The organism is Pseudomonas sp. MF6755 (assembly GCF_016405635.1).
Classification (GTDB): Bacteria; Pseudomonadota; Gammaproteobacteria; order Pseudomonadales; family Pseudomonadaceae; genus Aquipseudomonas; species Aquipseudomonas haemolytica.
The window spans coordinates 296,395-319,706 of record NZ_JAEKDA010000001.1; the positions used below are offsets into that span (position 1 = coordinate 296,395).

Consider the following 23,312-nt stretch of genomic DNA (forward strand, 5'->3'; position numbering starts at 1 on the left):
GCCCCGACCCACCGATTTATCAGATTTAGAGGATTCACCATGAGCAACGTCGACCACGCCGAAATCGCCAAATTCGAAGCCCTGGCCCACCGTTGGTGGGACCGCGAAAGCGAGTTCAAACCTCTGCACGACATCAACCCGCTGCGGGTCAACTGGATTGACGAGCGCGTCAACCTGGCCGGCAAGAAGGTGCTGGACGTGGGTTGCGGCGGCGGCATTCTCAGCGAAGCCATGGCCCAGCGCGGCGCTACCGTGATGGGTATCGACATGGGCGAAGCGCCCTTGGCGGTGGCACAGTTGCATCAGCTGGAATCCGGGGTGAGCGTGGAGTACCGGCAGATCACCGCCGAAGCCCTGGCCGAGGAAATGCCCGAGCAGTTCGACGTAGTCACCTGCCTGGAGATGCTGGAACACGTGCCCGATCCATCCTCTGTGATTCGTGCGTGCTTCCGTATGGTCAAGCCCGGCGGCCAGGTGTTCTTCTCCACCATCAACCGCAACCCCAAGGCTTACCTGTTCGCAATCATCGGCGCTGAATACATCATGAAGCTGCTGCCCCGCGGCACCCATGACTTCAAGAAATTCATCCGCCCCTCCGAGCTGGGCGCGTGGAGCCGCCAGGCCGGGCTGACCGTCAAGGACATCATCGGCCTGACCTACAACCCGCTGACCAAGCACTACAAGCTGGCCAGCGACGTTGACGTCAACTACATGATCCAGACCCTGCGCGAGGAGTAAGCCTGTGAAGTTGCGAGCGGTTCTCTTCGACATGGACGGTACCCTGCTGGATACCGCGCCGGACTTTATCGCCATCTGCCAGGCCATGCGCGCCGACCGTGGCCTGGAGCCGATCAACCCGCAGCACATCCGCGATGAAATTTCCGGCGGTGCGCGGGCGATGGTTGCCGTGACCTTCTCGATGGACCCGGAGTCCCCAGGCTTTGAAGCATTGCGCCTGGAATTCCTCGAGCGCTACCTCAAGGACTGCGCGGTTCACAGCAAGCTGTTCGACGGCATGGCCGAGCTGCTGGAAGACATCGAAAAAGCCAAGCTGATCTGGGGCGTGGTCACCAATAAGCCGGTGCGCTTTGCCGAACCGATCATGCAGCGGCTGGGCCTGGCCGAGCGCTCGGCCGTGCTGATCTGCCCGGACCACGTGAAAAACAGCAAGCCGGACCCGGAGCCGATGATCCTGGCGTGCAAGCTGCTCGACCTGGACCCGGCCAGCGTGTTGTTCGTGGGCGATGACCTGCGCGATATCGAATCCGGCCGTGACGCCGGCACCCGCACGGCGGCGGTCACCTACGGCTATATCCACCCGGACGACAACCCGCGTCACTGGGGCGCGGATGTGGTGGTGGATCACCCGCTGGAATTGCGCAAAGTGCTGGATAACGCGCTGTGCAGTTGCTGATTGCTCCCCGATCTTGCTGACCGATGCAGGGCCAAAATGTGGGAGGGGGCTTGCTCCCGATGGCGGTGGGTCAATTAATAAATGCAGTGACTGACACTCCGCTATCGGGAGCAAGCCCCCTCCCACACTTGGATCTTCACTGCTCTCAAGACTGGTGTTGTGACCTACTGAATTTTGTCGAGGCTATTTATGTTTGATTACCCTGCACCTCCAGAACTGCTCAAAGGCCGGATCATCCTGGTAACCGGCGCCGGTCGCGGGATTGGCGCAGCAGCGGCGAAGACCTATGCCGCCCATGGCGCTACCGTGCTATTGCTGGGCAAGACCGAAGCCAACCTGGCCCAGGTCTATGACGAGATCGAAGCGGCCGGCCACCCGCAACCGGTGGTGATCCCGTTCAACCTGGAGACCGCCCTGCCCCATCAATACGATGAGCTGGCGGCGATGATCGAAAAGGAATTCGGCCACCTTGACGGCCTGCTGCACAACGCCTCGATCATTGGCCCGCGCACGCCCATCGAGCAGTTGTCCGGCGAGAATTTCATGCGGGTGATGCACGTCAACGTCAACGCGATGTTCATGCTGACCAGCACCTTGCTGCCGTTGCTCAAGCTGTCCCAGGACGCATCGGTGGTGTTCACCTCCAGCAGCGTCGGGCGCAAGGGCCGCGCCTATTGGGGTGCCTATGGTGTGTCGAAATTCGCCACTGAGGGGCTGATGCAGACCCTGGCCGACGAGCTCGAGGATGTGGCGGCGGTCCGCTCGAACAGCATCAACCCGGGCGGCACGCGCACCAGCATGCGGGCCCAGGCATATCCGGGGGAAAACCCGATGGAAAGGCCGGCGCCGGAAGAGATCATGCCGGTGTACCTGTACCTGATGGGGCCGGACAGTGCTGGCATCAACGGGCAGGCGTTTGATGCGCAATAACAGCTGACACACCGCAAAACCAAATGAGGGAGGGGGCTTGCCCCCTCCCACATTGATACTCAGTGTTCTTTAGTTTTTCACCACTTCCTCAAGGGTGAAGCGCCCCAACGGGTTCTGCAGGAAGTTGCTCACATTCTTGCGTGAAATATTGATGTACGGGCTGTAATACAGGTCAATCCAGTTCACATCCTGTTTCGCCAGTTTCTGCAACTCGACATACATCTGCTCACGCTTGGCCGGGTCTGCCTCGACTCGCGCAGCCCCGACCAATGCCTTGACCTTGTCGTTCTTATAACGGGTCATGTAGTTCTGGTTGGTGTCGTGGCCCAGCACGAAGGTGGTTTTCTGGTCCGGGTCGAGGATGTCGTTGGTCCAGTACATCACCGAAATATCGTAATCACCGTCCACCAGCATCTGCCAGCTTTGGGTCGGGTCGACCTTCTGCAGGTTCGCGGTCACACCGACCTTGGCCAACTGGTCCTTGATGATCACCGCAATCTGCTCGTCAGCTTCGTTGCCGGCGTTGACCACGTAGTTGAGCTTCAAGTCCTTGGCGCCAGCCTCTTCCAGCAGCTTTTTGGCCGCAGTAGGGTCATACGGGCGTTGCAGGTTGTTGGCGTAGTGATACAGCGAGCCTTTGGGGATGTAGGAATAGGCCACGGTGCCTTGACCGTAAGTGGCGGTTTTCACCAACGATTGCTTATCGATGGCCATGTCCAAGGCCTCGCGCACTTGCGGCTTGGCCAGCAGGCCGTGCTCGTGGTTGATCAGCAGGTGATCTTCACGGGTGGAAGGGTCGGAGTGGATGACCACGTTCTGGTCTTTCTTGAGTTCTTCAACCCGGGAAAACGGCACGAAGATCGCCGTGTCGAGTTCGTTGTTCTGCACCATGCGCATGCGGGTGTTGTCGTCGGTCACCGAGACCCATTCCACGCCATCCAGGCTGACGGTGTTGGCCTGCCAGAAATTCGGGTTCTTCTTCAGGATCACCCGGTCGCCCTTGCGCCATTCTTCCACGGTAAACGCACCGGAGGTCACCGGGTTTTCCGAGTAGGCGTCTTCGCCCATTTTGGTCATGGCTTTTTCCGACAGAATCGACACCGTCGGCGACGCCAGTTGCGAGAGGAAGGCCACTGCCGGGGTTTTCAAGGTGACCACCAGGGTCTTGGGATCGCTGGCCTTGGCGGTGTTGATCAGGCTGAACGGGTCGCTCCACAACGACGCCTTGTTGTCGCGGATGCGCAGCAGGCTGAATGCGGCATCGTCGGCGGTGATCTTTGATCCGTCGGAGAACTTCGCCTCGCGCAGCTTGAAGGTGTAGGTCAGGCCATCCTTGGAAATCTCCCAGCTTTCAGCCAGGCCCGGCTCCATCTTGGTGCCCAGGTTATCCACGCGCACCAGGGTGTCGTAGACGTTGGCGAATACCCAGGTGTCGCGGTTCTGCGCGCTTTTGATCGGGTCGAAGGTAGTGCTGTCTTCACGGCAGCCGATGGTCAGGACGCCAGCGGCGTGGGCCAGGCCAGCGGTCAACGACCAAGCGGTGAGCGTCGCGGCGGCGAGTAGTTTCAAGTGGCGCGATTGCATATCACAACTCCTTGTTAATGAATGGCAGAGGGTTAAAGCAAAGGTTCTTCAAGCACGCAACTGTACCGATGCTCGTGCAGGAAATGGGTCGGCGGCAACACCACCGAACACATCGTTCGGGCATGCCGGCAACGCGGGTGGAAGGCGCAGCCAGTAGGCAGGTTCAGCGGGCTCGGTGGCTCGCCGGGCAACGGCAGCGCAGGCAACGGGCGCTGCGGATCAATCTCGGGGATCGCCTCGATCAATGCCGCCGTATACGGATGACGCGGCGTGGTAAACACCGCTTCCACCGGCCCTTCCTCGACGATCTTGCCCAGGTACATCACCGCTACGCGGTCGCACAGGCGCCGCACGATGGCCAGGTCGTGGGCGATAAACAGGATCGCCAGGTTCATGCGCTGTTGCAGTTCCAGCAGCAGGTTGATGATCTGGCCCTGGATCGACACATCCAGCGCCGCCACGCATTCATCGGCGATGATCAACCGCGGCTCCACCGCCAGCGCCCGGGCGATGCCGACGCGCTGGCACTGGCCGCCGCTGAGGGAGCCCGGCTTGCGTGCGGCCAACTCGGGACGCAGGCCAACCAGACCCAGTAGCTCGTTGACGCGCGCCGGGATCTGCTCCACAGCCACCTTGCGCTGCACGCGCAGCACCTCGGCAATGATCTCGCCGACGCTCTGGCGTGGGTTCAACGCGGCGTAAGGGTCCTGGAAAATCATCGCGGTCTCATGGCGCAGGCGGGCGATGTCGATGGCGCTGCCATGGGCCATGTCGATACCGTCAAACAACACCTGCCCGGCGCTGATCGGGTTGAGGTGCAGAATCGCCCGGCCCAGGGTGCTCTTGCCGCTGCCGGACTCACCCACCAAACCGAGGGTTTCCCCCGCGGCAAGGTTCAGCGACACACCGTTCACCGCCCTCACCCACTGCTTGTTCAGGCCGAACAGGCCACTGCCGGACGCGGCAAAACGCACCTCCAGGTCCTTGATCTGCAATAGGCTCATGGTCGCCCTCCCAACGGATAGTGACAGGCCACGCGTGCGCCTTGCGGCAGCAACTCAGTGCACAAGGCACCGGCCTGCGGACAACGCGGGTTGAAGCGGCAACCAGCGGGCAACTCATCGAGCAACGGCGGCTGGCCGGGGATCGTGCGCAGCAAGGCATGGCCGCTGCCATGGGCCGGCTGGCAGTCGATCAGGCCAGCGGTGTACGGGTGTTGCGGGTGGGCCAACAGCGCGTATTTACTGCCGTGCTCGCACAGGCGCCCGGCGTACATCACGGCGATGGAGTCGCAGGTTTGCGCGACCACGCCCAGGTCATGGGTGATCATGATGATCGACAGGCCACGCTGGTCGCGCAGGTCGAGCAACAGGCGCAGGATTTGCGCCTGCACCGTCACATCGAGGGCGGTGGTCGGCTCGTCGGCGATCAGCACTTTCGGGTTGCAGCCCAGGGCGACGGCGATCATCGCGCGCTGGCGCATGCCACCGGAAAACTCATGGGGGTAGTTGTCGACCCGCGCCTGGGGGTCAGGAATCCCGACCTGGCGCAGCACCTCGATGGCCTGCAAGCGGGCGTCTTTTTTCGAAGCACCTTGATGCAGGCGAATGCCCTCGGCAATCTGCTCACCGATGCGCATCAGCGGGTCCAGGTGGCTGCTGGGGTTCTGGAAGATCATGCCCAGTTGCCCACCTCGTACCGCACGCATGCCGGCATCATCCAGTTGCAACAGGTCCTGGCCGGCAAGCCGCACGGTGCCGCCCTGGACCCGCAGGTTTGGCGATGGGAGCAAGCGCATCAAGCCGCGACAGGCCATGGTCTTGCCCGAACCGCTCTCGCCCACCAGCCCAAGGATTTCACCTTCGGCCACGTCGAAGGACACGCGGTCTACCAAGGTAACATCACGCCCGGCGTTGTTGGCGATCACACTGAGGTCGCGCACTTGCAGCAGGCTCATGCGCGATCCCCCAACACCTGTGCGACGCCGTCAGCCAATAGGCTGAAGCCCATCGCCAGGGTCACGATGGCCAAGCCCGGGAAGGTGCAGATCCACCAAGCCGTGGTGATAAAGGCTTGCCCTTCGGCCACCATCGTCCCCCACTCGGCGGTGGGGGGTTGCACGCCCAGGCCCAGGTAACTCACGGCGGCGCCATTGAGCAGCACCAGCACTGCGTCGGACATGGAAAATACGACGGAACCAAACAGGGCATTGGGCAGCAAATGCCGGAACAAAATGCGCCCATGGCCAAAGCCCAGGCTCTTGGCGGCCAGGGCAAACTCGCTTTCCTTGAGCACCAGGATCTGCGAGCGAATCAGCCGCGCATACGACACCCAGCCCACCAGCGCCATGGCGATATAGAAACTCTTCAAGCCCGGCCCGAGAATGGCCATGATCGCCAGCATCAGCACCAGGAACGGAAACGCCAGGACGACATCGATCACGCGCATGCAGAAACTGTCGAAACGCCCGCCTACATAGCCGGACACCGCACCGACGAAAGTGCCGATGATGAACGGGAAGATCACCCCGACAATCGCCAGTTGCAGGTCGATCCGCGCGCCCCAGATCACCCTCGATAAAACATCCCTGCCGTAATTGTCCGTACCAAACGGATGCGCAAGGCTGGGCGCCAGCAAACTCATGTCGGTGTTCTGCGCGATGGGGTCAAAAGGTGCGATCCACGGCGCAAACAGCGCCAGGGCCAACCATGCAAGCAGGATCAACAGGCCCCACGCGGCGGTCCGTCGACCATTGCGAAACCCGAAGCGCAGGCGCAAACGCCATGGGGCGATCAGTGGGCGGCTGCTCATTGCATCTTCACCCGCGGGTCGAGGGCCACCGTTACCACGTCGGCAACGAAGTTGACCACCACCGTGGCACACGCCAGCACCATCGCCACGCCCTGAACCACCATGTAATCGCGGGTAAAAATACCGCGCACCAGCAACTGGCCGATGCCCGGAATGGCGAACAGACTTTCGATGACCACCGTGCCGCTGATCAGCCAGCCGATGTTGACCGCCAGCAGGTTGACCGCCGGCACCAGGGAGTTGGGCAACACATGCCGACGAAACACGGCGGCTTCCGACAAGCCCCGCGCACGGGCGGCGGTGACATGATCGGCCTGCAACTCCATCAACATGCTCGCCCGCAGGTTGCGCACCAGCACCGCCGACAGCGCCAGGGCGATGGTCAGGCAGGGCAAGACCATATGGTGCGCCTTATCCACCCAGGTGCGACCGTAGCCGGACACCGGAAACAGGCCCCATTGCACGCTGAGCAGCAGGATCAGCATCAACCCCAGCCAGAATGCCGGCATGCCCAGGCCGACCGTGGTGAATACGCGGATCAGGTTGTCCGCCCAACCGCCCTTATTGCGTGCCGCCACTGTCGCCAGCGGCACCGCGATCAGCAACGCCAGGACTACGCTGCCCAGCACCAGCACCAGGGTCGGCTCGATACGGGTGACGATCAGTTTCAGGGCGTCAACCTTGTACAGCAGCGATTGGCCGAGGTCGCCCTTGAGCAGGTTCTTCAGGAAATAGAAATATTGCAGCCACAAGGGCTGGTCGAGGCCGAACTGGGCGCGGATTTTCAGCAGGGCATCCGGCGTGCTGCGCGAGCCCAGCAGCGCCCGCGCCGGGTCACCTGGGATCGAGCGCACCAACACGAACGTAATCAGGCTGATGCCAAACAACACCGGCAACAATTGCAGCGGCCGGGACAAGACAAAACGGTAACGCGCCAGGTTCATGCGTCAGCCTCGGTGGCGGGCGAGAAAGTCCAGCAGCACGGGGAAGTACGCCTGGGGCTCCTCATAAAACGGCATATGGCTGCTATTGGGAAATACGTGCAGTTCGGCGTGAGTGGCCGCGAGCTTCATGCGCATGGCACAGGCCGGGGTGAGTTCGTCGTGCTGGCCGGTGGTGATCAGGATCGGCATCTTGAACTCGGCCATTTCGTTGAGGCGGTTCCAGTCCTTGAGGTTGCCGATATAGAGGAACTCATTGGGGCCTTGCATGGTTTCGTAAGGCCCCATGTTCCAGTCGCCCAGGGAGCGCTTGAGCGGCTCCGGCCATTCGTCGAGGCGGCACACGTGGCGATAGTTGAGCAAGGTAATGGCGGCTTGGTATTGCGGGTGGTCGAGGGTACCCATGGCTTCGTGGCGTTGCATCATGGCCACGGTTTCGCTGCCCAGGGCGCCACGCAGGCGTTCGAGTTCCTGGGACAAATGCGGAATGTCGCCGACGGTGTTTTCCAGGATCAGGCTTTTCAGCGCATCGGGGTAATGAATGGCGTATTCGATACCCAGCCAACCGCCCCAGGAATGCCCGAGCAAATGCACGCGGCCCAGATCCAGCGCTTGGCGCACGGTCTCGACTTCTTCGACATAACGGCGGATTTCCCACAGGGCAATATCGGTCGGTCTGGCTGATGCGCCCGTGCCAAGCTGGTCGAATGCAACCACTCGCAGGTTATGCGCTTTGAGCCAGCCATGGGCGTCACGCAGATAGTCACACGGCAGGCCCGGCCCGCCGTTGAGACACAGCAGTACCTCATCGCCTTCGCCGAAGCTGTAGACCACGAGGTTATGGCCGTCGACTTGCACGTTGTACTGCTGGTCGGGGGCAATTTCACGCCACATGCATACATTCCTTGTGTTGTATCGGCCTGGCGGGTAGCGGCCGTTTATCAGGTCAACACTACCGAGGATGCCGTGCGTCCATAACCTAGTATTTCTTATAGGTTTGGCCTGGCAGTCCTTCGCCGGGGCGTGGCATTCTACTTGCCGCAAGTCGAGATTCAAATGAATTCGGGAGCAGAACGGATGCTGGCCAAGCTGACCGCCTTCAATAATCGTCTCATGCCAGGCAGGAGCCTGGATGAACAGATGGACAATACGTTTATCCTTGCCCAACAACTGGGCTTCGATGCACTGGTGTATGACTACACCCCGGTGCCCATTGACCTCGATGGTGCACTGATTACGCCCTCGCTACTGCAACTGCGTAACACCCCGACCGACTGGCACGCCTTATGGTGCAGCGAAGGGTTTTACCAGATCGACCCGGTGCAGCACCTGGCGTTGAGCACGGTATCGCCGTTTGTCTGGTCCTATGAAGCGAAGACCGAGACTGCCCTGCAAAAAATCATCGACCCCTGCCACGCCCCCGTGTCCTCGTACCTGCATGAACGGCAATTGACCTGCGGCGTCAGCGTACCGATTCATCTGCCCCGGGGCGGCTTCGCGTCGCTGACCGGGTTGCGCACCGGCAAGGCGCGCACGGTATTGAAGGACGCACAACATACGCTGGCCGATTTCAGCCTGATTACCCATGCCTTGCAAGAAGCGGCGTACCCGCTGTTCAGCAAGGAGCTACGCGCCTACCCGCATATCCACCTGACCAAGCGCGAACGCGAATGCCTGAAATGGGCCGCCGATGGCCTGACCGCCGCCGAAATCGCCACGCAATTGAGCCGGTCACTGGCTGTGGTCACCCTGCACTTGGCCTCGGCCATGCACAAACTGGGGGCCAAGAACCGTGTACAGGCGGTTGTGCGGGCCACCCACTACCGCTTGCTGGAAGGTTGAGCTTTAGAAAAAACCTAGCTGTTTTGCTAGTTACCTAAACTTTTTGTTCAGACTATCGTAACCCTGATCCTTTTTTCAGAGCGGGGCACGAAATGGAATTCATCGAGAAAGTTCGCGAAGGCTACGCGCCCTTTGGCGCCTATCAGACCTGGTATCGCGTCACGGGCGACCTGACCACAGGCCGTACGCCGTTGGTGATCATCCATGGTGGCCCGGGTTGCACCCACGATTACGTGGATGCCTTCAAGGATGTCGCCGCCAGCGGCCATGCGGTGATTCACTACGACCAACTGGGCAACGGCCGCTCTACGCACTTGCCAGAGAAAGACCCGTCGTTCTGGACCATCGGCCTGTTCCTCGAAGAGTTGAACAACCTGCTGGACCACCTGCAGATCAGCGAGAACTATGCAATTCTCGGCCAATCCTGGGGCGGCATGCTGGGCAGCGAGCATGCGATCCTGCAACCCAAGGGCCTGCGCGCGTTTATTCCCGCCAACTCACCCACCTGCATGCGTACCTGGGTCAGCGAAGCCAACCGTCTGCGCAAACTGTTGCCTGAGGGGGTGCACGAAACCCTGCTCAAACACGAGCAGGCTGGCACCTATCAAGACCCGGAATACCTGGTCGCTTCGCGGATTTTCTATGACCAGCACGTGTGCCGGGTCAACCCTTGGCCGGAGGAAGTGGCGCGCACCTTTGCCCAGGTCGATGCAGACCCGACTGTGTACCACGCCATGAGCGGCCCGACCGAGTTCCACGTGATCGGCAGCTTGAGGGACTGGAACGTGATCGGCCGCCTGTCGGCGATAAAGGTACCGACCCTGGTGATTTCCGGCCGGCATGACGAGGCCACGCCATTGGTGGTCAAGCCTTTCCTGGATGAGATCGCGGACGTGCGCTGGGCACTGTTTGAAGACTCCAGCCACATGCCCCATGTGGAAGAACGCCAAGCGTGCATGGGGACAGTGGTGAAGTTTCTGGATGAGGTGTGTTCACTGCCGCACACAGCTCTCAAGGCTGGCTGAATTCCCAATGTGGGAGGGGGCTTGCTCCCTCCCACATTTAGACCTCAGTGGTTTCAGGTTTTGCGGCTTTCTTCAAGGTATCCGATACCAAAGGAATCTCCTTGCCCTCGGCATCGAACAACTTCCCACCCCGGTAGTAATCTCCGTCGCGCAACGCGGCCACGTCACGGAAGCACAAGCTGCGCTCAGTCCCCGCTACAAACACTGACTGCTGGTCAGAGTTGCCGGCGGTGAAGTGGTTGAACGCCAGGTTCAGCAGGATCGCCATGATCGCCGACGAACTGATGCCCGAGTGGAAAATGGTCGCGAACCAGGTTGGAAAGTGATCGTAGAAGCTCGGCGCGGCGATGGGGATCATGCCAAACCCGATACTCGTCGCAACGATGATCAGGTTCATATTGTTGCGGTAGTCCACCTTGGACAGCGTGCGAATACCGCTGGCCGCCACCGTGCCGAACAACACGATGCCGGCGCCGCCCAGCACAGAGGTTGGCACCGCTGCGATCACCCGGCCCATGAACGGCAGCAAGCCGAGCACCACCAGGAATACCCCACCGGTAGCCACCACAAACCGGCTCTTCACCCCGGTAACGGCCACCAGGCCGACGTTCTGGGCGAACGCGCTCTGGGTGAACGAACCGAAGATCGGCGCAAACATGCTCGATAACATATCGGCGCGCAGGCCATTGCCAAGGCGCTTGGAGTCAACCTTGGTGTCGATGATCTCGCCAACGGCCAGGATATCCGCCGAGGTTTCCACCAGTGTCACCATCACCACGATGCACATGGAAATGATCGCAGCCACATGGAAGGTTGGCATGCCGAAGTGGAAAGGTGTGGGGAAGCCGAACATCGGCCCCTGGGTCACACTGGAGAAGTCAGCCATGCCAAGCAGCACCGCGATCACCGTGCCGATCACCATCGCCAGCAGAATCGACAAGCGCGAAATGGTTGCGCTGCCGATTTTGCTCAGCAGCAGCACCAGCACCAGGGTCAACGCGGCCAGGCCGATATTCGACATGCTGCCGAAGTCCGCCGCACGGCTGTTGCCACCCATGGCCCAGCGCGCTGCCACAGGCATCAGGGTCAGGCCGATGGTGGTAATCACAATGCCCGTCACCAGCGGCGGGAAGAATTTGGTGATCCGCGAGAACACCGGGGTGATCAACAGGCCGATTAACGACGCGGCCATCACCGCGCCGAGAATCGCTGGAATCCCTCCGGCACCGTCACTGCCGACAATCGCCACCATCGTCGCCACGCCCGCGAACGACACGCCCTGCACCAGCGGCAACTGACAGCCGAAGAACGGCAGGCCAAGGGTTTGCAACAACGTGGCCAGGCCGCCAGCAAACAGCGAAGCGGCGATCAACAGGCCGATATCCGCCGGCGACAACCCGGCTGCCTGGCCGACGATCAACGGCACGGCGACGATGCCGCCGTACATGGTGAGCACATGCTGCAGGCCGTAAGCCATGTTGGCGGCGACGCCCAGATTCTCATCTTCGGGCCGCTGCGGTGACGCCTTCGGGATAGTCATGGTGAGGGGTTCTCTGTTTTTGTTGTGCGCTCACTGTATGCAATGTACAGACTGTATGTCCATAGAGTTGTATACAATCAATCGAACAAGATACCCTCCAACGGCGTTACAAAAACAATTCGGCCGTCATGAGCCAGAACGCCAAAGGACTAAAAATAATGAAAAAGGCACTACAGGGCGCCACCGTTGCTTTAACCCTTCTCGGCGGCGGGGAGGCTGTCGCGGTGGAATGGATGAACAACAGCCTAGGTTTTCGCTACGGCCAGCACTTCACCAACCCGAACAACCCCGACGATTTCAGCAAGCGCATCTAAAGCTTTACCCACGCCAGCGGCTACCGCTACGGCAGCAATTTCCTCAATCTGGATGTGTTCCTGTCCGACAGCCGCGACCCACGCAAAGGCACCGACCACGGCGGCAGCGAGGTGTACGCGGTGTACCGGCACCAGCTGTATGCCTCGCGGGTGTTCGACCTGCCGCCGGGCACTGGCCTGATCAAGGATTACGCTCTGACCCTGGGTTTCGATGCCAACCGCAACAACAACTTCGCGTCAGCCAAAAAGCGCGCCCTGGTGATCGGCCCGACCTTGAAGTTCAACACCGTCGGCGTACTGGACCTGAGCCTGATGTACTACAAGGAAAGGAACCACACCGGCATCCCTGGCGCGCAAGAGTCCAATCACACATTCGACGACACCTACATGCTCAACCTGACCTGGATGCGCCCGTTCGAGGTCGGCAACCATGCGGCGAAATTCCAGGGGTTTATCAACTACGTCGGGGAGAAAGGCGAGGACTACCACGGCCGCAATACTGCGCCAGAAGCGCTGATGCGCACGGCGTTGATGGTGGCGGTGCGGCCGGGTAAAAGCGTCAAGCCGAACCTGTACCTGGGGGTGGGGTACGAGTACTGGCATAACAAATTTGGCGTGGATGGTGGCCGGGGAACCCGAACTTCAACGCCTACGCTGAATATGGAAGTCACGTTCTAACTGAAGAAACTCAGGACCCATGTGGGAGGGGGCTTGCTCCCGATAGCGGTGCATCAGTCACTATCTTCAGAGGCTGGCACACCGCTATCGGGAGCAAGCCCTCTCCCACATTTTGACCGTATTGTCAGCTCAGGCGCTGGCCAGTTCGGAAGGACTGGCCTTCGGCCGCGCCAACCAATAACCCAACACCGCCAACGGCGCAGTCGCCAACATCACAATCACCGTAATCAACAGCGGTTGCTCGATCATCGACGACACCAACAAGCTGGCCAGGAAGCACAGGCCCAACTGCAGGGTGTTTTGCAGCGCCGCCGCCTTGCCGGAGTTTTCCGCAAACGGCATCAGCGCATTCGCCACCACAATCGGGTAGCTGGCGCCGTTGCACAGGGCCATCAGGCAGAACGGAATCAGCAAAGTGGTGAGGGTCGGCACGCTCAAGGTGGCAACCAGGTACAACGCCACCATGCTCAGGCAATACGCCGCCAGCAGCCACGGCAGCAGGGTTTTGCCTGGTAAACGCTGCAAGGCGCTGCGGCAACTGTAGCCGCCGACGAGAAACGCCAGGGTCGGCAGCACGTAGCTGAGGCCGATGTCATTCGGGCTGTAACCCATGCCACCAAGGATGAACGGCGAAGCCGTGAGCCAAGCAAAAAAGCTGGCCGAACAGGCGGCGAAGATCATCACATTGCCGGTAAACACCCGGGAAGTAAGCAACTGCCCATAACCAAGGCGCGTGGGGCCGCCCTTCTGCTCCAGACGCTTGGGCACGCTGCGCAGGAACAAGGTCGGCAACAGCAGCAACAATGACACCACCAGCAACACGCCGAAGATCGCCTGCCAGCCAAAGTGATTCAGCACCAAGGCGCCCAACAACGGTGCGAGGGCCGGTGACAGCGACATCAACGGCATGATGCTGGCGAATACGCGGTGGGCCTTGTCGGCCGGGTAGCGATCGATCACCAATGCCTGCCAGCTCACGGCGGCGGCACACACGCCAATCGCCTGCATAAAGCGCAGGGCCAGCAGTTGCGGCGCGGTCTCGACCCAGAACATGCCCAAGCAACCGAGCACAAACAGGCTCAAGCCCGCGAGCAGGATTGGCTTGCGCCCCAGGCGGTCCGAGAGCGGCCCCCACAGCAACTGCCCCACCGCAAAGCCGGCGAGGAAAATACTCAAGCTGGCGCCTACCGCGCCGGCACCAATCTGCAACTGCTCACCCATGGCGCCAAACGCGGGCAAGTACATGTCCATGGCGAGATAACCGAGCATGCTCAGCCCCGCCAGATACCAGGTAAAACCAAAAGAATTTTTCATCGAAGCCTTGTGAATACTGCCATCAAACTATTTGCTGACTGGCGCCCATTATGAAGCTGACAAAATGTGTGTGAAGCGATAATAATTGGACACTTCTATCAATAATTTTGAAGTCTAGCGCCATGTGGTCCGAATATTCCCTGGATGTGGTCGATGCGGTCGCCCGTCACGGCAGCTTCAGCGCCGCCGCCCAGGAACTGCACCGCGTGCCGTCGGCCATCAGCTATACCGTGCGCCAGCTCGAAGAATGGCTGGCCGTGCCCCTATTCGTGCGCAGGCATCGCGACGTGGAGCTGACCCCCGCCGGCCGCCTGTTTATCGACGAAGCCCGCGCCGTGATGAAAAAAATGCTCGGCACCCGGCGCTTGTGCCAGCAGGTGGCCAATGGCTGGAGTGGCCAATTGAAGGTCGCTGTGGACTCCATCGTCAAACCCCAGCGTTGCCGCCAACTGGTGCTGGACTTCTACCGGCAGTTTCCCGAAGTGGAATTGCTGCTGGAGTACGAGGTGTACAACGGCGTGTGGGATGCGCTGGCCGATGAGCGCACCGACATCGTGATCGGCGCCACCAGCGCGGTGCCGGTAGCCAGCCACTTTACCTTCCGCGACATGGGCCTGTTGAACTGGCTGTGTGTGGTCAGTGCCCGGCATCCGCTGGCGGCAGTGGAAGGGCTGCTCAGTGATGACCAACTGCGGCCTTTCGCCTCGCTGTGCATGACCGACACCTCGCGCAACCTGCCCAAGCGCGACACCTGGACCCTGGATAACCAGCGCCGCCTGGTGGTGCCCAACTGGGCTTCGGCGCTGGATTGCCTGCGCGATGGCCTGTGTGTCGGCATGGCGCCGGCCCATCAGGTGCTGCCGTGGGTTGAGCGCGGTGAGTTGGTGGCGTTGCAGTTAAGCCGGCCGTTTCCGGCCAGCCCGTCGTGCGTGGCGTGGGCACAGAACAAACTGTCGCCGGCCATGGCGTGGTTGCTGGAGTACCTGGGAGATACCGAGACCATGAACCAGGAATGGTTGAATGGCCCTTCTCCCTGAACCCAACACAGAACCACTGTGGGAGGGGGCTTGCTCCCGATAGCGGTGTACCAGTCAATATCTTCAGTGGCTGACACACTGCTATCGGGAGCAAGCCCCCTCCCACACTCTGATTGCATGTTCAATCCAGCAGTCTGGTGATAGCGCGCACAATCATCTCGACTTCCTTGGCATCCAACGTCAGCGGCGGCAGCAGGCGAATAATCTTGCCCCGCGTGACGTTAATCAACAGCCCATGCTCCTGAGCGGCACGTTGGGCCAGGTCGCGGTAAGGGTTGGCCAGTTCAATCCCGATCATCAGCCCCTTGCCACGAATCGCCCGTACCTGCGGGTGCTCATCCAATTCCATGCGCAACCGCGCCAGCAGGTGTTCGCCCTGGCGTGCCGCGTTCTGTAGCAAGCCTTGCTGCTGGATAATCTCCAGCACCGTACAACCAACACGGCAAGCCAGCGGGTTGCCGCCAAAGGTGCTGCCATGACTGCCTGGCGTGAACAGCTCGGCAACGGCGCCGCGGGCCAGGCACGCGCCGATGGGCACGCCATTGCCGAGGCCCTTGGCCAGGGTCATCACGTCCGGCACGATACCTTCGTGCTGGAAAGCGAACCAGGTGCCGGTGCGCCCGATACCCGTCTGGATCTCGTCGAGCATCATCAGCCAGCCGTGGCGCGTGCAGTAGTCGCGCAGGGCTTTCAGGTAACCCGGTGGCGCGACCAGCACGCCACTTTCGCCCTGGATCGGTTCCAACAGCACCGCTGCGATGCGTGTACCGAACTGCGCGGTGATTGCCTCCAACGCGGTCATATCGCCAAAACCAACCTTGATAAAGTCCCCGGGCAGGCGCTGGAACCCCAGGCGCACTGAAGGCCCGTCGCTGGCAGCCATGGTGCCGAGGGTCCGGCCGTGAAAGGCGTTCTCCATCACCACCACCAGCGGCTGTTCAATGCCTTTTTTCCAGCCGTGCAAACGCGCGAGTTTCAGCGCCGTCTCGTTGGCCTCGGCCCCGGAGTTGTTGAAGAACGCGCGATCCAGGCCGGACAACTGGGCCAGGCGCTCGGCCAGCCGTTGTTGCCAGTCGATGCTGTAGAGGTTGGAGGTATGCAGCAGCAGGCCGGCCTGCTCAGTGATGGCCGCCACCAGCCGGGGATGGGAATGGCCGACATTGGTCACCGCCACACCGGCGACGGCGTCCAGGTATTCGCGGCCCTGCTGGTCCCATAGGCGCGTGCCCAGCCCACGGGTGAAGCTCAGGGCCAGGGGTTGGTAAGTACTCATCAGGCAGGCGGCGGTCATGGTGGCGGCTCCAGTGCATCGTTGTGGTTGTGGAAGTATCGTTAGCCACCTGAGCTGGATAAACTGCGATTTTCTGCAATGACTTTAAATCAGGACTTGATAATGGACCTGTTCCAGGCGATGTCGGTGTACGTGAAAGTTGTCGAAACCGGCAGCATGACCGCCGCCGCTCAGGAGTGCGGGATGTCGACCACCATGGTGGGCAACCATTTGCGTGCGCTGGAGCAACGGCTAGGCGTCAGCTTGCTCAAACGCACCACCCGTAAACAGCACCTGACGGAATTTGGCGCGCAGTATTATCAGCGCTGCCTGGAAGTGCTGGGGCTGGTGGCCGACTCCGAGCTACTGGCGGAGCAGATCCACAGCGAAACCCCAAAAGGCAGCCTGCGTATCACCGCGCCCCCCGTGTTCGGCACCGAACGCCTGGTACCGGCCTTAAGCGAGTTTTCCCAGCGCTACCCGCTTATCGACTTGTACGTGGTGCTGAGCAATGAGCGGATGGACCTCATAGACAGCGGCTTCGACGTGGCGATCCGCCTTGGCGAACTGGAAACATCCAGCCTGATCGCCAGGCCAATGCAGCCCTACACCCTCACGCTCTGCGCGTCACCTGCGTACCTGGCGCGACGTGGCGTGCCGCAGACCCCAGATGATCTGCAGCAGCACGATTGTCTGGCGTTTGCCTATCCTGCGAACGATAACTGGCGCGACACCGACAAACTGTGGCGCATGACCGGGGATGACGGCGAGGTGGAGGTTCCTGTGGCCGGCTCATTGACCATCAACAGCTCGCAAGGCTTGCGCCAGGCGGCCGTCAACGGCATGGGAATCATCATGCTGGCCGATGCTCTGGTGCAACCGGATCTGGAGAGCGGCAAGCTGGTGGCCTTGTTAACCACCTATAAACTGCCCAGCCGCCCCATGCACCTGCTGTATCGCCAGGACCGCTATCGCCTGCCCAAGCTGCGGGCGTTCGTCGATTTTGTCATGGAGAAATGGGCGCGCTAGAAAGCCACGCCCAACTCCCGCAAGCGCGCAGCGGTACGCTCGGCCGACACATGGTGGATACCTTGCCAACCCAAGGCGACGGCAGCCTCGATGTTGCCGGCGACATCATCGATAAACACCACTTCACCCGGCTGGATATCCGGTAGATGGGCGCGGACCTGATCAAGGCTGGCGTGGTAAATCGCCGGGTCAGGCTTGATCAACTTCAACTCGCCGGACACAACAATGTCGCGAAAACGTTGCAGGAATGGGTAATTGGCCAGGGCGTAGGGGAAGGTTTCAGCCGACCAGTTGGTGAGCCCGAACAACGGCACATCGGCCTGGTGCAGCGCCTCGAGAATCGCCACGCCGTCGGGTAATTCACCGCGCAGCATCTCGTGCCAACGCCCGTAATAAGCCTGGATCAAGGTGTGATGATCGGGGTGTTGGTCAATCAGGCTGCGAGTGGCTTCAGCTAAAGTACGACCGGCATCCTGCTCGGTGTTCCAGGCTTGGGTGCAGATGTTGTCGAGGAACCATTGCCGCTCTGCATCATCGGCAATCAGCTTGCGGTACAGGTGCTGCGGGCTCCAATCGAACAGGACACCGCCGAAATCAAAAACTACTGCACGAATCGTCATCAGATCCTCCGTTAGCGTGGCTTGATAGCCGTAGGAGTCTGGCAGATTAGGAGCGGTAGTGGGAATGCAATGGTAGATAGGACGCGTCTCAAAAAGAATGGTCTACGCAGATCAAATGTGGGAGGGGGCTTGCTCCCGATAGCAGTGTGTCAGTCACTGAAGATATGGACTGGTACACCGCTATCGGGAGCAAGCCCCCTCCCACATGTTAGGCCTGGAGCAGGCCTTAGGCTTGGATCAGGCCGTTGATTTTAACGGTCGGGTTCACGTCTGCTTCGTAATCCACGCCGTCGATCTCGAAGCCGAACAAGCGCAGGAACTCCGCCTTGTAGCCGGCAAAATCGCTGATCTCGTTGACGTTGTCGTCGGTGACCTGGTTCCACAGCGCAGCCACGGCGTCCTGGACCTTAGGCTCCAGCTCAGCCAGGTCGGCACGCAGGCGGCCATCGGCGTCGAGCTTAGGCTCGTTGCCGTACAGGCTGTCCTTGAACAGGCCGTAGACCTGCTCGATGCAGCCTTCATGGGTGCCCTGCTCTTTCATCACCTTGAACAGCAGCGACAGGTACAACGGCATGATCGGGATTGCCGAGCTGGCCTGGGTGACCACGGCCTTGAGCACCGACACACGGGCGTCGCCCTTGAGCGCAGCGAGGTTTTCGCGCAGGGTCAGGACTTTCTTGTCCAGGTCTTTCTTGGCTTCGCCGATGGAACCGTTCCAGTAGATGTCCTGGGTCAGCTTCTCACCGAGGTAGGTGAACGCAGTGGTCTTGGCGCCTTCGGCCAACACATCGGCGTCACGCAGGGCGTCGATCCACAACTGCCAGTCTTCGCCACCCATGACCTTCACGGTGCCGTCGATTTCTTCCTGGGTCGCAGGCTCAAGGGTGGTGTCGACCACGACGCCCTTGTCGGTGTTGATACCGCGCAGGGTCACGGCCTTGCCGATTGGCTTGAGGGTGGAAGTGTGCACCACGCCTTGCGGGTCGGTACGGCGTGGCGCGGCCAGGCTGTAGACCACCAGGTCGATCTTGCCCAGGTCTTTCTTGATGGTGTCGATGGTCAGGCGCTTGATCTCGTCGGAGAACGCGTCGCCGTTGATGCTCTTGGCGTACAGGCCTTTTTCCACGGCAAACTTCTCGAACGCCGCGCTGTTGTACCAGCCGGCGGAGCTCAGCTTGCCTTCCTCGCCTTCTTTCTCAAAAAACACGCCCAGGGTGTCGGCGCCGCAGCCAAACGCGGCACTGATGCGCGCGGCCAGGCCGTAACCGGTGGAAGCACCGAGGACCAGCACCTTCTTGGGGCCGCCCTCGATTACGCCATTCTTGGCTACGTAGTCGATCTGCTCTTTGACGTTCGCTTCACAGCCAACAGGGTGGGCGGTCACACAGATAAAGCCACGAACCCGCGGTTTGATGATCATAAAAATTTCTGCCTCTTCCAAGGTGCCGAAGGCCAATGGTGGCCATTCAACTTCAATCGTACCGGTCTATGACGCCTGAAAAACCGAAGCGTCACGATAGTCGCAAATCTTCTGTTCTCAAAATTCAATCCACAAACCCCGGACGGTGCGGGGCGATGGTTACAAATTGTGCAGGGGCTTCACAATTTCGCACTATTTAAAAACGCCGGTCGGCTCCAGAACCCCCTATCATGACGAGATTGTTTCACTATGTTTCAAGTTTGGAGCCGTGTTTCATGAGCAAAAGTGCTGTTGGCAAAAAGCTGGTATCCCTGGCCTGGGTACTCGGCGTTCTGCTGCTGATCTACTGTTTTCCGCGTACGTGCCTGGTATTTCTGCTGCTGGTGGTGTTCTGCGGTGTTTATGATTTCCTGCGCAACGGCCTGTACGACCGAGACACCATCAAGAAATATTTTATCGGCAACGGTCGCAATACCTGGGTGCTCGCCCCCTTCAACACCTTGCTCGACCTGCTGAGCAGCCGCAATCGCCATGTCTACACGATGCAAGACCTGCCGCCCGCATGGCGCGAAGACCTGCAGCAAGTGATAGACGACGCCATGGCCCGCAAGGATGAAATCATCGGCTACCTGGACGAACGCATGGCGGAGAAGAAACGCGGCATGTTGTTTTTCCAGTGGTACGGTCGCCCGATCGAGACCACTCTGGATATTCCGCAACTGCGCAAGAAGCTACCATTCGTGAAGACCATCGGTGTCTCGGTATTTAACGAGAACCGCTCGACCTCCTTCCACTTCGGCCCCCTGCGCATGATGTTTCGCGTGCTCTACAACATGGCACCAGCGCCGCATCACGAGGGTGTGTATATCCAGGTGGGCAAGCACAAGCACTACTGGCATGACGACCCGCTGTTTATCTTCGATGACACGCTGATGCATGCGTCCTTCAATAAAAACGATGCAAAACGCTACTGCCTGTTCATTGATATCGTGCGCCCAACCTTGCTGCCGTCGTTGCTCAACGCCGTGATCGCAGGGTTTGCCGGCCTGGTCTTTACACTGCGTCGGGTTTTCTACAAAAACTGGAAGCTGATTCAGTAAGTTCTGCGGCATGATGGTGCTGGACGGTGTTTGCGCTTGGCCCGGTGCCTGAGGTAAATAACCGTCTCGTGCGACCGTAATCGGCGCCCACCATTCTCAAGCCATCGCCTCTCAATGGGCGCGATGGCTGTGCTTTCAAGGAATCAGAATGCCCCAACGTCAAGTCATCAACGCCTCCGTCAGCCCCAAGGGCAGCCTAGAAACCCTGTCCCAACGTGAAGTCCAGCAACTGAGTGAAGCCGGCAGCGGCAGCATCTATACCCTGTTCCGCCAATGCGCCTTGGCCATCCTCAACACCGGCGCACACATCGACAATGCCAAGACCATCCTCGACGCCTACAAAGACTTTGAAGTGCGTATTCACCAGCAGGACCGCGGCGTACGCCTGGAACTGCTCAACGCCCCGGCCGATGCCTTCGTCGATGGCGAAATGATCGCCAGCACCCGCGAGATGTTGTTCAGCGCCCTGCGCGACATCGTCTACACCGAGAACGAGCTGGACAGCCAGCGCATCGACCTGAGCAACTCCCAAGGCATCACCGACTACGTGTTCCACCTGCTGCGCAACGCTCGTACGCTGCGCCCGGGTGTCGAGCCGAAGATCGTGGTGTGCTGGGGCGGCCACTCGATCAACACCGAAGAATACAAATACACCAAGAAAGTCGGGCACGAACTGGGCCTGCGCAGCCTCGACGTGTGCACCGGCTGCGGCCCCGGCGTGATGAAAGGCCCGATGAAAGGCGCGACCATTTCCCACGCCAAACAGCGCATTACCAACGGCCGCTACCTGGGCTTGACCGAGCCGGGCATCATCGCCGCCGAAGCGCCGAACCCCATCGTCAATGAGCTGGTGATTCTGCCGGATATCGAAAAGCGCCTGGAAGCCTTCGTGCGCGTAGGCCACGGCATCATCATCTTTCCGGGCGGCGCCGGCACGGCCGAAGAGTTCCTGTACCTGCTGGGCATCCTGATGCACCCGGACAACCGCGACCTGCCGTTCCCGGTAGTCCTCACCGGGCCGAAACACGCCGCGCCGTACCTGGAACAATTGCATGCGTTCGTCGGGGCCACCCTGGGTGAAGCGGCGCAGAAGCACTACCAGATCATCATCGACGACCCAGCCGAAGTGGCGCGCCAGATGACCGCCGGCCTCAAGGCCGTGAAGCAATTCCGCCGCGAGCGTAACGACGCGTTTCACTTCAACTGGCTGCTGAAGATCGATGAAGGCTTCCAGCGCCCGTTCGACCCCACTCACGAAAACATGGCGAGCCTGCAACTGAACCACGCGCTGCCACCCCACGAACTGGCGGCCAACCTGCGCCGGGCGTTCTCAGGGATCGTGGCGGGCAACGTGAAAGACAAGGGCATCCGCCTGATCGAGGAAAACGGCCCGTATGAGATCCATGGCGACCCGGCGATCATGAAGCCATTGGATGAGCTGCTCAAAGCATTTGTCGCCCAGCACCGCATGAAGTTGCCGGGCGGCGCGGCGTATGTGCCGTGTTATCGCGTGGTGCAGTGAACTAGCGGCGGTCGGTCATAGTTTGTATCTGTTTGAAGTGCGGCCAAAGGTGTGAGGATCAGGAGTTCGGACTAGGGTTTTTACTAGTACGACTCACCCACACCTCTGCGAGCAACCTATGGACCAACGGATATTGTGCTCCATCACTCCTTACCCTAAGGTAAGGAATATCACGATGGAGATCTTCACTATGGCGACCGCCACGCTGACCTCGAAAGGTCAAATCACCATTCCTGTCCAAGTCAGGGCAGCCCTGGGCCTGGAAACAGGCGATCGGGTTGAATTCGTCGAAACGGAAGATGGAAAGTTCTCCATCATTGCCGCGAGCAAAACGGTGCACGACCTCAAAGGCTTGATCCGCAAACCGGTCAAGGCCGTCTCCATCGAGGAGATGAACCAGGCCATCGCCACCCGGGGGGCAAAAGCCCGATGATTGGCCTGGATACCAATGTGCTGGTGCGCTACGTCACCCAGGATGATCCCGTTCAATCAGCCAAGGCGTCCGAGCTGATCGAATCACTGACCACTGCTTCGCCGGGCTTTGTAAGCCTGGTTTCAATCGTTGAATTGGTATGGGTGCTGCAAAGCTGCTATCAGTCGGCCAAGAGTGAAGTGGTGACGGTGCTGGAAACCCTACTGCGCACCCGCGAACTGACCGTGGAACATGCCGAGGTCATCTGGCAGGCGCTGCGTAAGTTTGTGGCGAACAAGGCCGACTTCGCCGACTGCCTGATCGAGCGTTGCGCCCATGCGGCCGGCTGCGAGTACACCGCCACCTTCGACCTCAACGCGGTCAAGGCAGCGGGCATGAAGCGGCTTGGTTGAGCTACTTGGCAACATACAACCCCCTCGAGCTAGAACGCCCAACACCTGAGTAAAATTGCCCCCTTGTTTCAGCTGCGCTCCTGCTTGGCCCTGGGT

Annotated in this window: 22 protein-coding genes and 1 pseudogene; 12 read left to right on the plus strand and 11 right to left on the minus strand. The window is 60.3% G+C overall.

All coding sequences use genetic code 11. The annotated features are described in order from the left end of the window. The first annotated feature begins 39 nt into the window (after nucleotides 1–39). The 3 genes from ubiG (at nucleotide 40) to JFT66_RS01410 (ending at nucleotide 2,344) form a co-directional block, all read left to right on the plus strand. The gene (gene ubiG / locus JFT66_RS01400; protein ID WP_003172645.1) at nucleotides 40–738 is read left to right on the plus strand and encodes a bifunctional 2-polyprenyl-6-hydroxyphenol methylase/3-demethylubiquinol 3-O-methyltransferase UbiG; all 699 of its coding nucleotides are present in this window, start codon (nucleotides 40–42) and stop codon (nucleotides 736–738) included. A gap of 4 nt (nucleotides 739–742) precedes the next feature. Then, a complete protein-coding gene (mupP, locus tag JFT66_RS01405; RefSeq protein ID WP_162524826.1) occupies nucleotides 743–1,414 on the plus strand; it encodes an N-acetylmuramic acid 6-phosphate phosphatase MupP in 672 nt (223 codons plus the stop codon). 189 nt (nucleotides 1,415–1,603) lie between these two features. Continuing rightward, nucleotides 1,604–2,344 carry a YciK family oxidoreductase gene (locus JFT66_RS01410; protein WP_198858631.1) on the plus strand — a complete coding sequence of 247 codons (741 nt, stop codon included), beginning with the start codon at nucleotides 1,604–1,606 and terminating at the stop codon, nucleotides 2,342–2,344. A 69-nt stretch (nucleotides 2,345–2,413) separates the two neighbouring features. Here JFT66_RS01410 and JFT66_RS01415 read toward each other — a convergent pair whose 3' ends face one another. Genes JFT66_RS01415 through JFT66_RS01440 form a run of 6 tightly spaced genes read right to left on the minus strand, consistent with a single transcriptional unit; the run spans nucleotide 2,414 to nucleotide 8,574 of the window. Beyond that, nucleotides 2,414–3,928, minus strand: a complete 1,515-nt coding sequence (locus JFT66_RS01415) for an ABC transporter substrate-binding protein (protein WP_153837770.1) — start codon at nucleotides 3,926–3,928, stop codon at nucleotides 2,414–2,416. Between the two features lie 32 nt (nucleotides 3,929–3,960). Further along, complete coding sequence (locus tag JFT66_RS01420; protein ID WP_153837769.1) at nucleotides 3,961–4,932, minus strand: ABC transporter ATP-binding protein; 972 nt, start codon at nucleotides 4,930–4,932, stop codon at nucleotides 3,961–3,963. Then, complete coding sequence (locus JFT66_RS01425) at nucleotides 4,929–5,885, minus strand: ABC transporter ATP-binding protein (RefSeq protein WP_034118739.1); 957 nt, start codon at nucleotides 5,883–5,885, stop codon at nucleotides 4,929–4,931. Before JFT66_RS01425 ends, JFT66_RS01420 begins: the two co-directional genes overlap by 4 nt. After that, complete coding sequence (locus tag JFT66_RS01430) at nucleotides 5,882–6,739, minus strand: ABC transporter permease (protein ID WP_034118738.1); 858 nt, start codon at nucleotides 6,737–6,739, stop codon at nucleotides 5,882–5,884. Before JFT66_RS01430 ends, JFT66_RS01425 begins: the two co-directional genes overlap by 4 nt. Beyond that, complete coding sequence (locus JFT66_RS01435) at nucleotides 6,736–7,683, minus strand: ABC transporter permease (protein ID WP_153837767.1); 948 nt, start codon at nucleotides 7,681–7,683, stop codon at nucleotides 6,736–6,738. Before JFT66_RS01435 ends, JFT66_RS01430 begins: the two co-directional genes overlap by 4 nt. A gap of 3 nt (nucleotides 7,684–7,686) precedes the next feature. Beyond that, nucleotides 7,687–8,574, minus strand: a complete 888-nt coding sequence (locus JFT66_RS01440) for a proline iminopeptidase-family hydrolase (protein ID WP_153837766.1) — start codon at nucleotides 8,572–8,574, stop codon at nucleotides 7,687–7,689. A gap of 183 nt (nucleotides 8,575–8,757) precedes the next feature. Between JFT66_RS01440 and JFT66_RS01445 the strand changes: the two genes are divergently transcribed. Further along, the gene (locus JFT66_RS01445) at nucleotides 8,758–9,522 is read left to right on the plus strand and encodes a LuxR family transcriptional regulator (RefSeq protein WP_034118735.1); all 765 of its coding nucleotides are present in this window, start codon (nucleotides 8,758–8,760) and stop codon (nucleotides 9,520–9,522) included. A gap of 92 nt (nucleotides 9,523–9,614) precedes the next feature. Then, on the plus strand, nucleotides 9,615–10,547 hold the full coding sequence (locus JFT66_RS01450; RefSeq protein WP_198858632.1) for a proline iminopeptidase-family hydrolase: 933 nt from the start codon (nucleotides 9,615–9,617) through the stop codon (nucleotides 10,545–10,547). Between the two features lie 37 nt (nucleotides 10,548–10,584). On the opposite strand, the gene JFT66_RS01455 is transcribed toward JFT66_RS01450, so the two are convergent. Next, nucleotides 10,585–12,087, minus strand: a complete 1,503-nt coding sequence (locus JFT66_RS01455) for a nucleobase:cation symporter-2 family protein (RefSeq protein WP_034118733.1) — start codon at nucleotides 12,085–12,087, stop codon at nucleotides 10,585–10,587. 158 nt (nucleotides 12,088–12,245) lie between these two features. Between JFT66_RS01455 and JFT66_RS01460 the strand changes: the two are divergent. Next, nucleotides 12,246–13,079, plus strand: a pseudogene (locus JFT66_RS01460) (nucleoside-binding protein). Between the two features lie 129 nt (nucleotides 13,080–13,208). On the opposite strand, the gene punC reads toward JFT66_RS01460, so the two are convergent. Continuing rightward, nucleotides 13,209–14,393: a purine nucleoside transporter PunC gene (punC, locus tag JFT66_RS01465; protein WP_198858633.1), complete on the minus strand. Its 1,185-nt coding sequence runs from the start codon at nucleotides 14,391–14,393 to the stop codon at nucleotides 13,209–13,211. Between the two features lie 122 nt (nucleotides 14,394–14,515). Here punC and punR point away from each other — a divergent pair, with 122 nt between their 5' ends. Next, nucleotides 14,516–15,430: a DNA-binding transcriptional activator PunR gene (gene punR, locus JFT66_RS01470; protein WP_034118730.1), complete on the plus strand. Its 915-nt coding sequence runs from the start codon at nucleotides 14,516–14,518 to the stop codon at nucleotides 15,428–15,430. 121 nt (nucleotides 15,431–15,551) lie between these two features. Here the strand turns inward: punR and JFT66_RS01475 are convergent, their stop codons facing one another. After that, the gene (locus tag JFT66_RS01475; RefSeq protein WP_198858634.1) at nucleotides 15,552–16,721 is read right to left on the minus strand and encodes an acetylornithine transaminase; all 1,170 of its coding nucleotides are present in this window, start codon (nucleotides 16,719–16,721) and stop codon (nucleotides 15,552–15,554) included. A gap of 102 nt (nucleotides 16,722–16,823) precedes the next feature. Here JFT66_RS01475 and JFT66_RS01480 point away from each other — a divergent pair, with 102 nt between their 5' ends. Then, nucleotides 16,824–17,729 (plus strand): LysR family transcriptional regulator, encoded by a 906-nt coding sequence (locus JFT66_RS01480; RefSeq protein ID WP_198858635.1) that lies wholly within the window; start codon nucleotides 16,824–16,826, stop codon nucleotides 17,727–17,729. Here the strand turns inward: JFT66_RS01480 and JFT66_RS01485 are convergent. Then, a complete protein-coding gene (locus tag JFT66_RS01485) occupies nucleotides 17,726–18,349 on the minus strand; it encodes an HAD family hydrolase (protein ID WP_198858636.1) in 624 nt (207 codons plus the stop codon). The two genes, JFT66_RS01480 and JFT66_RS01485, sit on opposite strands and share 4 nt — an antisense overlap. Before the next feature lie 226 nt (nucleotides 18,350–18,575). Next, on the minus strand, nucleotides 18,576–19,769 hold the full coding sequence (gene fabV, locus JFT66_RS01490; protein WP_198858637.1) for an enoyl-ACP reductase FabV: 1,194 nt from the start codon (nucleotides 19,767–19,769) through the stop codon (nucleotides 18,576–18,578). 275 nt (nucleotides 19,770–20,044) lie between these two features. Here fabV and JFT66_RS01495 point away from each other — a divergent pair, with 275 nt between their 5' ends. From JFT66_RS01495 to JFT66_RS01510, 4 genes are all read left to right on the plus strand, one after another. Then, nucleotides 20,045–20,869, plus strand: a complete 825-nt coding sequence (locus JFT66_RS01495; protein WP_034118726.1) for an aspartyl/asparaginyl beta-hydroxylase domain-containing protein — start codon at nucleotides 20,045–20,047, stop codon at nucleotides 20,867–20,869. A gap of 148 nt (nucleotides 20,870–21,017) precedes the next feature. Beyond that, a complete protein-coding gene (gene ppnN, locus JFT66_RS01500; protein ID WP_034118725.1) occupies nucleotides 21,018–22,391 on the plus strand; it encodes a nucleotide 5'-monophosphate nucleosidase PpnN in 1,374 nt (457 codons plus the stop codon). Between the two features lie 175 nt (nucleotides 22,392–22,566). Continuing rightward, nucleotides 22,567–22,824, plus strand: a complete 258-nt coding sequence (locus JFT66_RS01505; protein ID WP_034118724.1) for an AbrB/MazE/SpoVT family DNA-binding domain-containing protein — start codon at nucleotides 22,567–22,569, stop codon at nucleotides 22,822–22,824. Continuing rightward, complete coding sequence (locus JFT66_RS01510) at nucleotides 22,821–23,216, plus strand: PIN domain-containing protein (protein ID WP_034118723.1); 396 nt, start codon at nucleotides 22,821–22,823, stop codon at nucleotides 23,214–23,216. The genes JFT66_RS01505 and JFT66_RS01510 overlap by 4 nt, the downstream gene beginning before the upstream one ends. Nucleotides 23,217–23,312 lie beyond the last annotated feature (96 nt).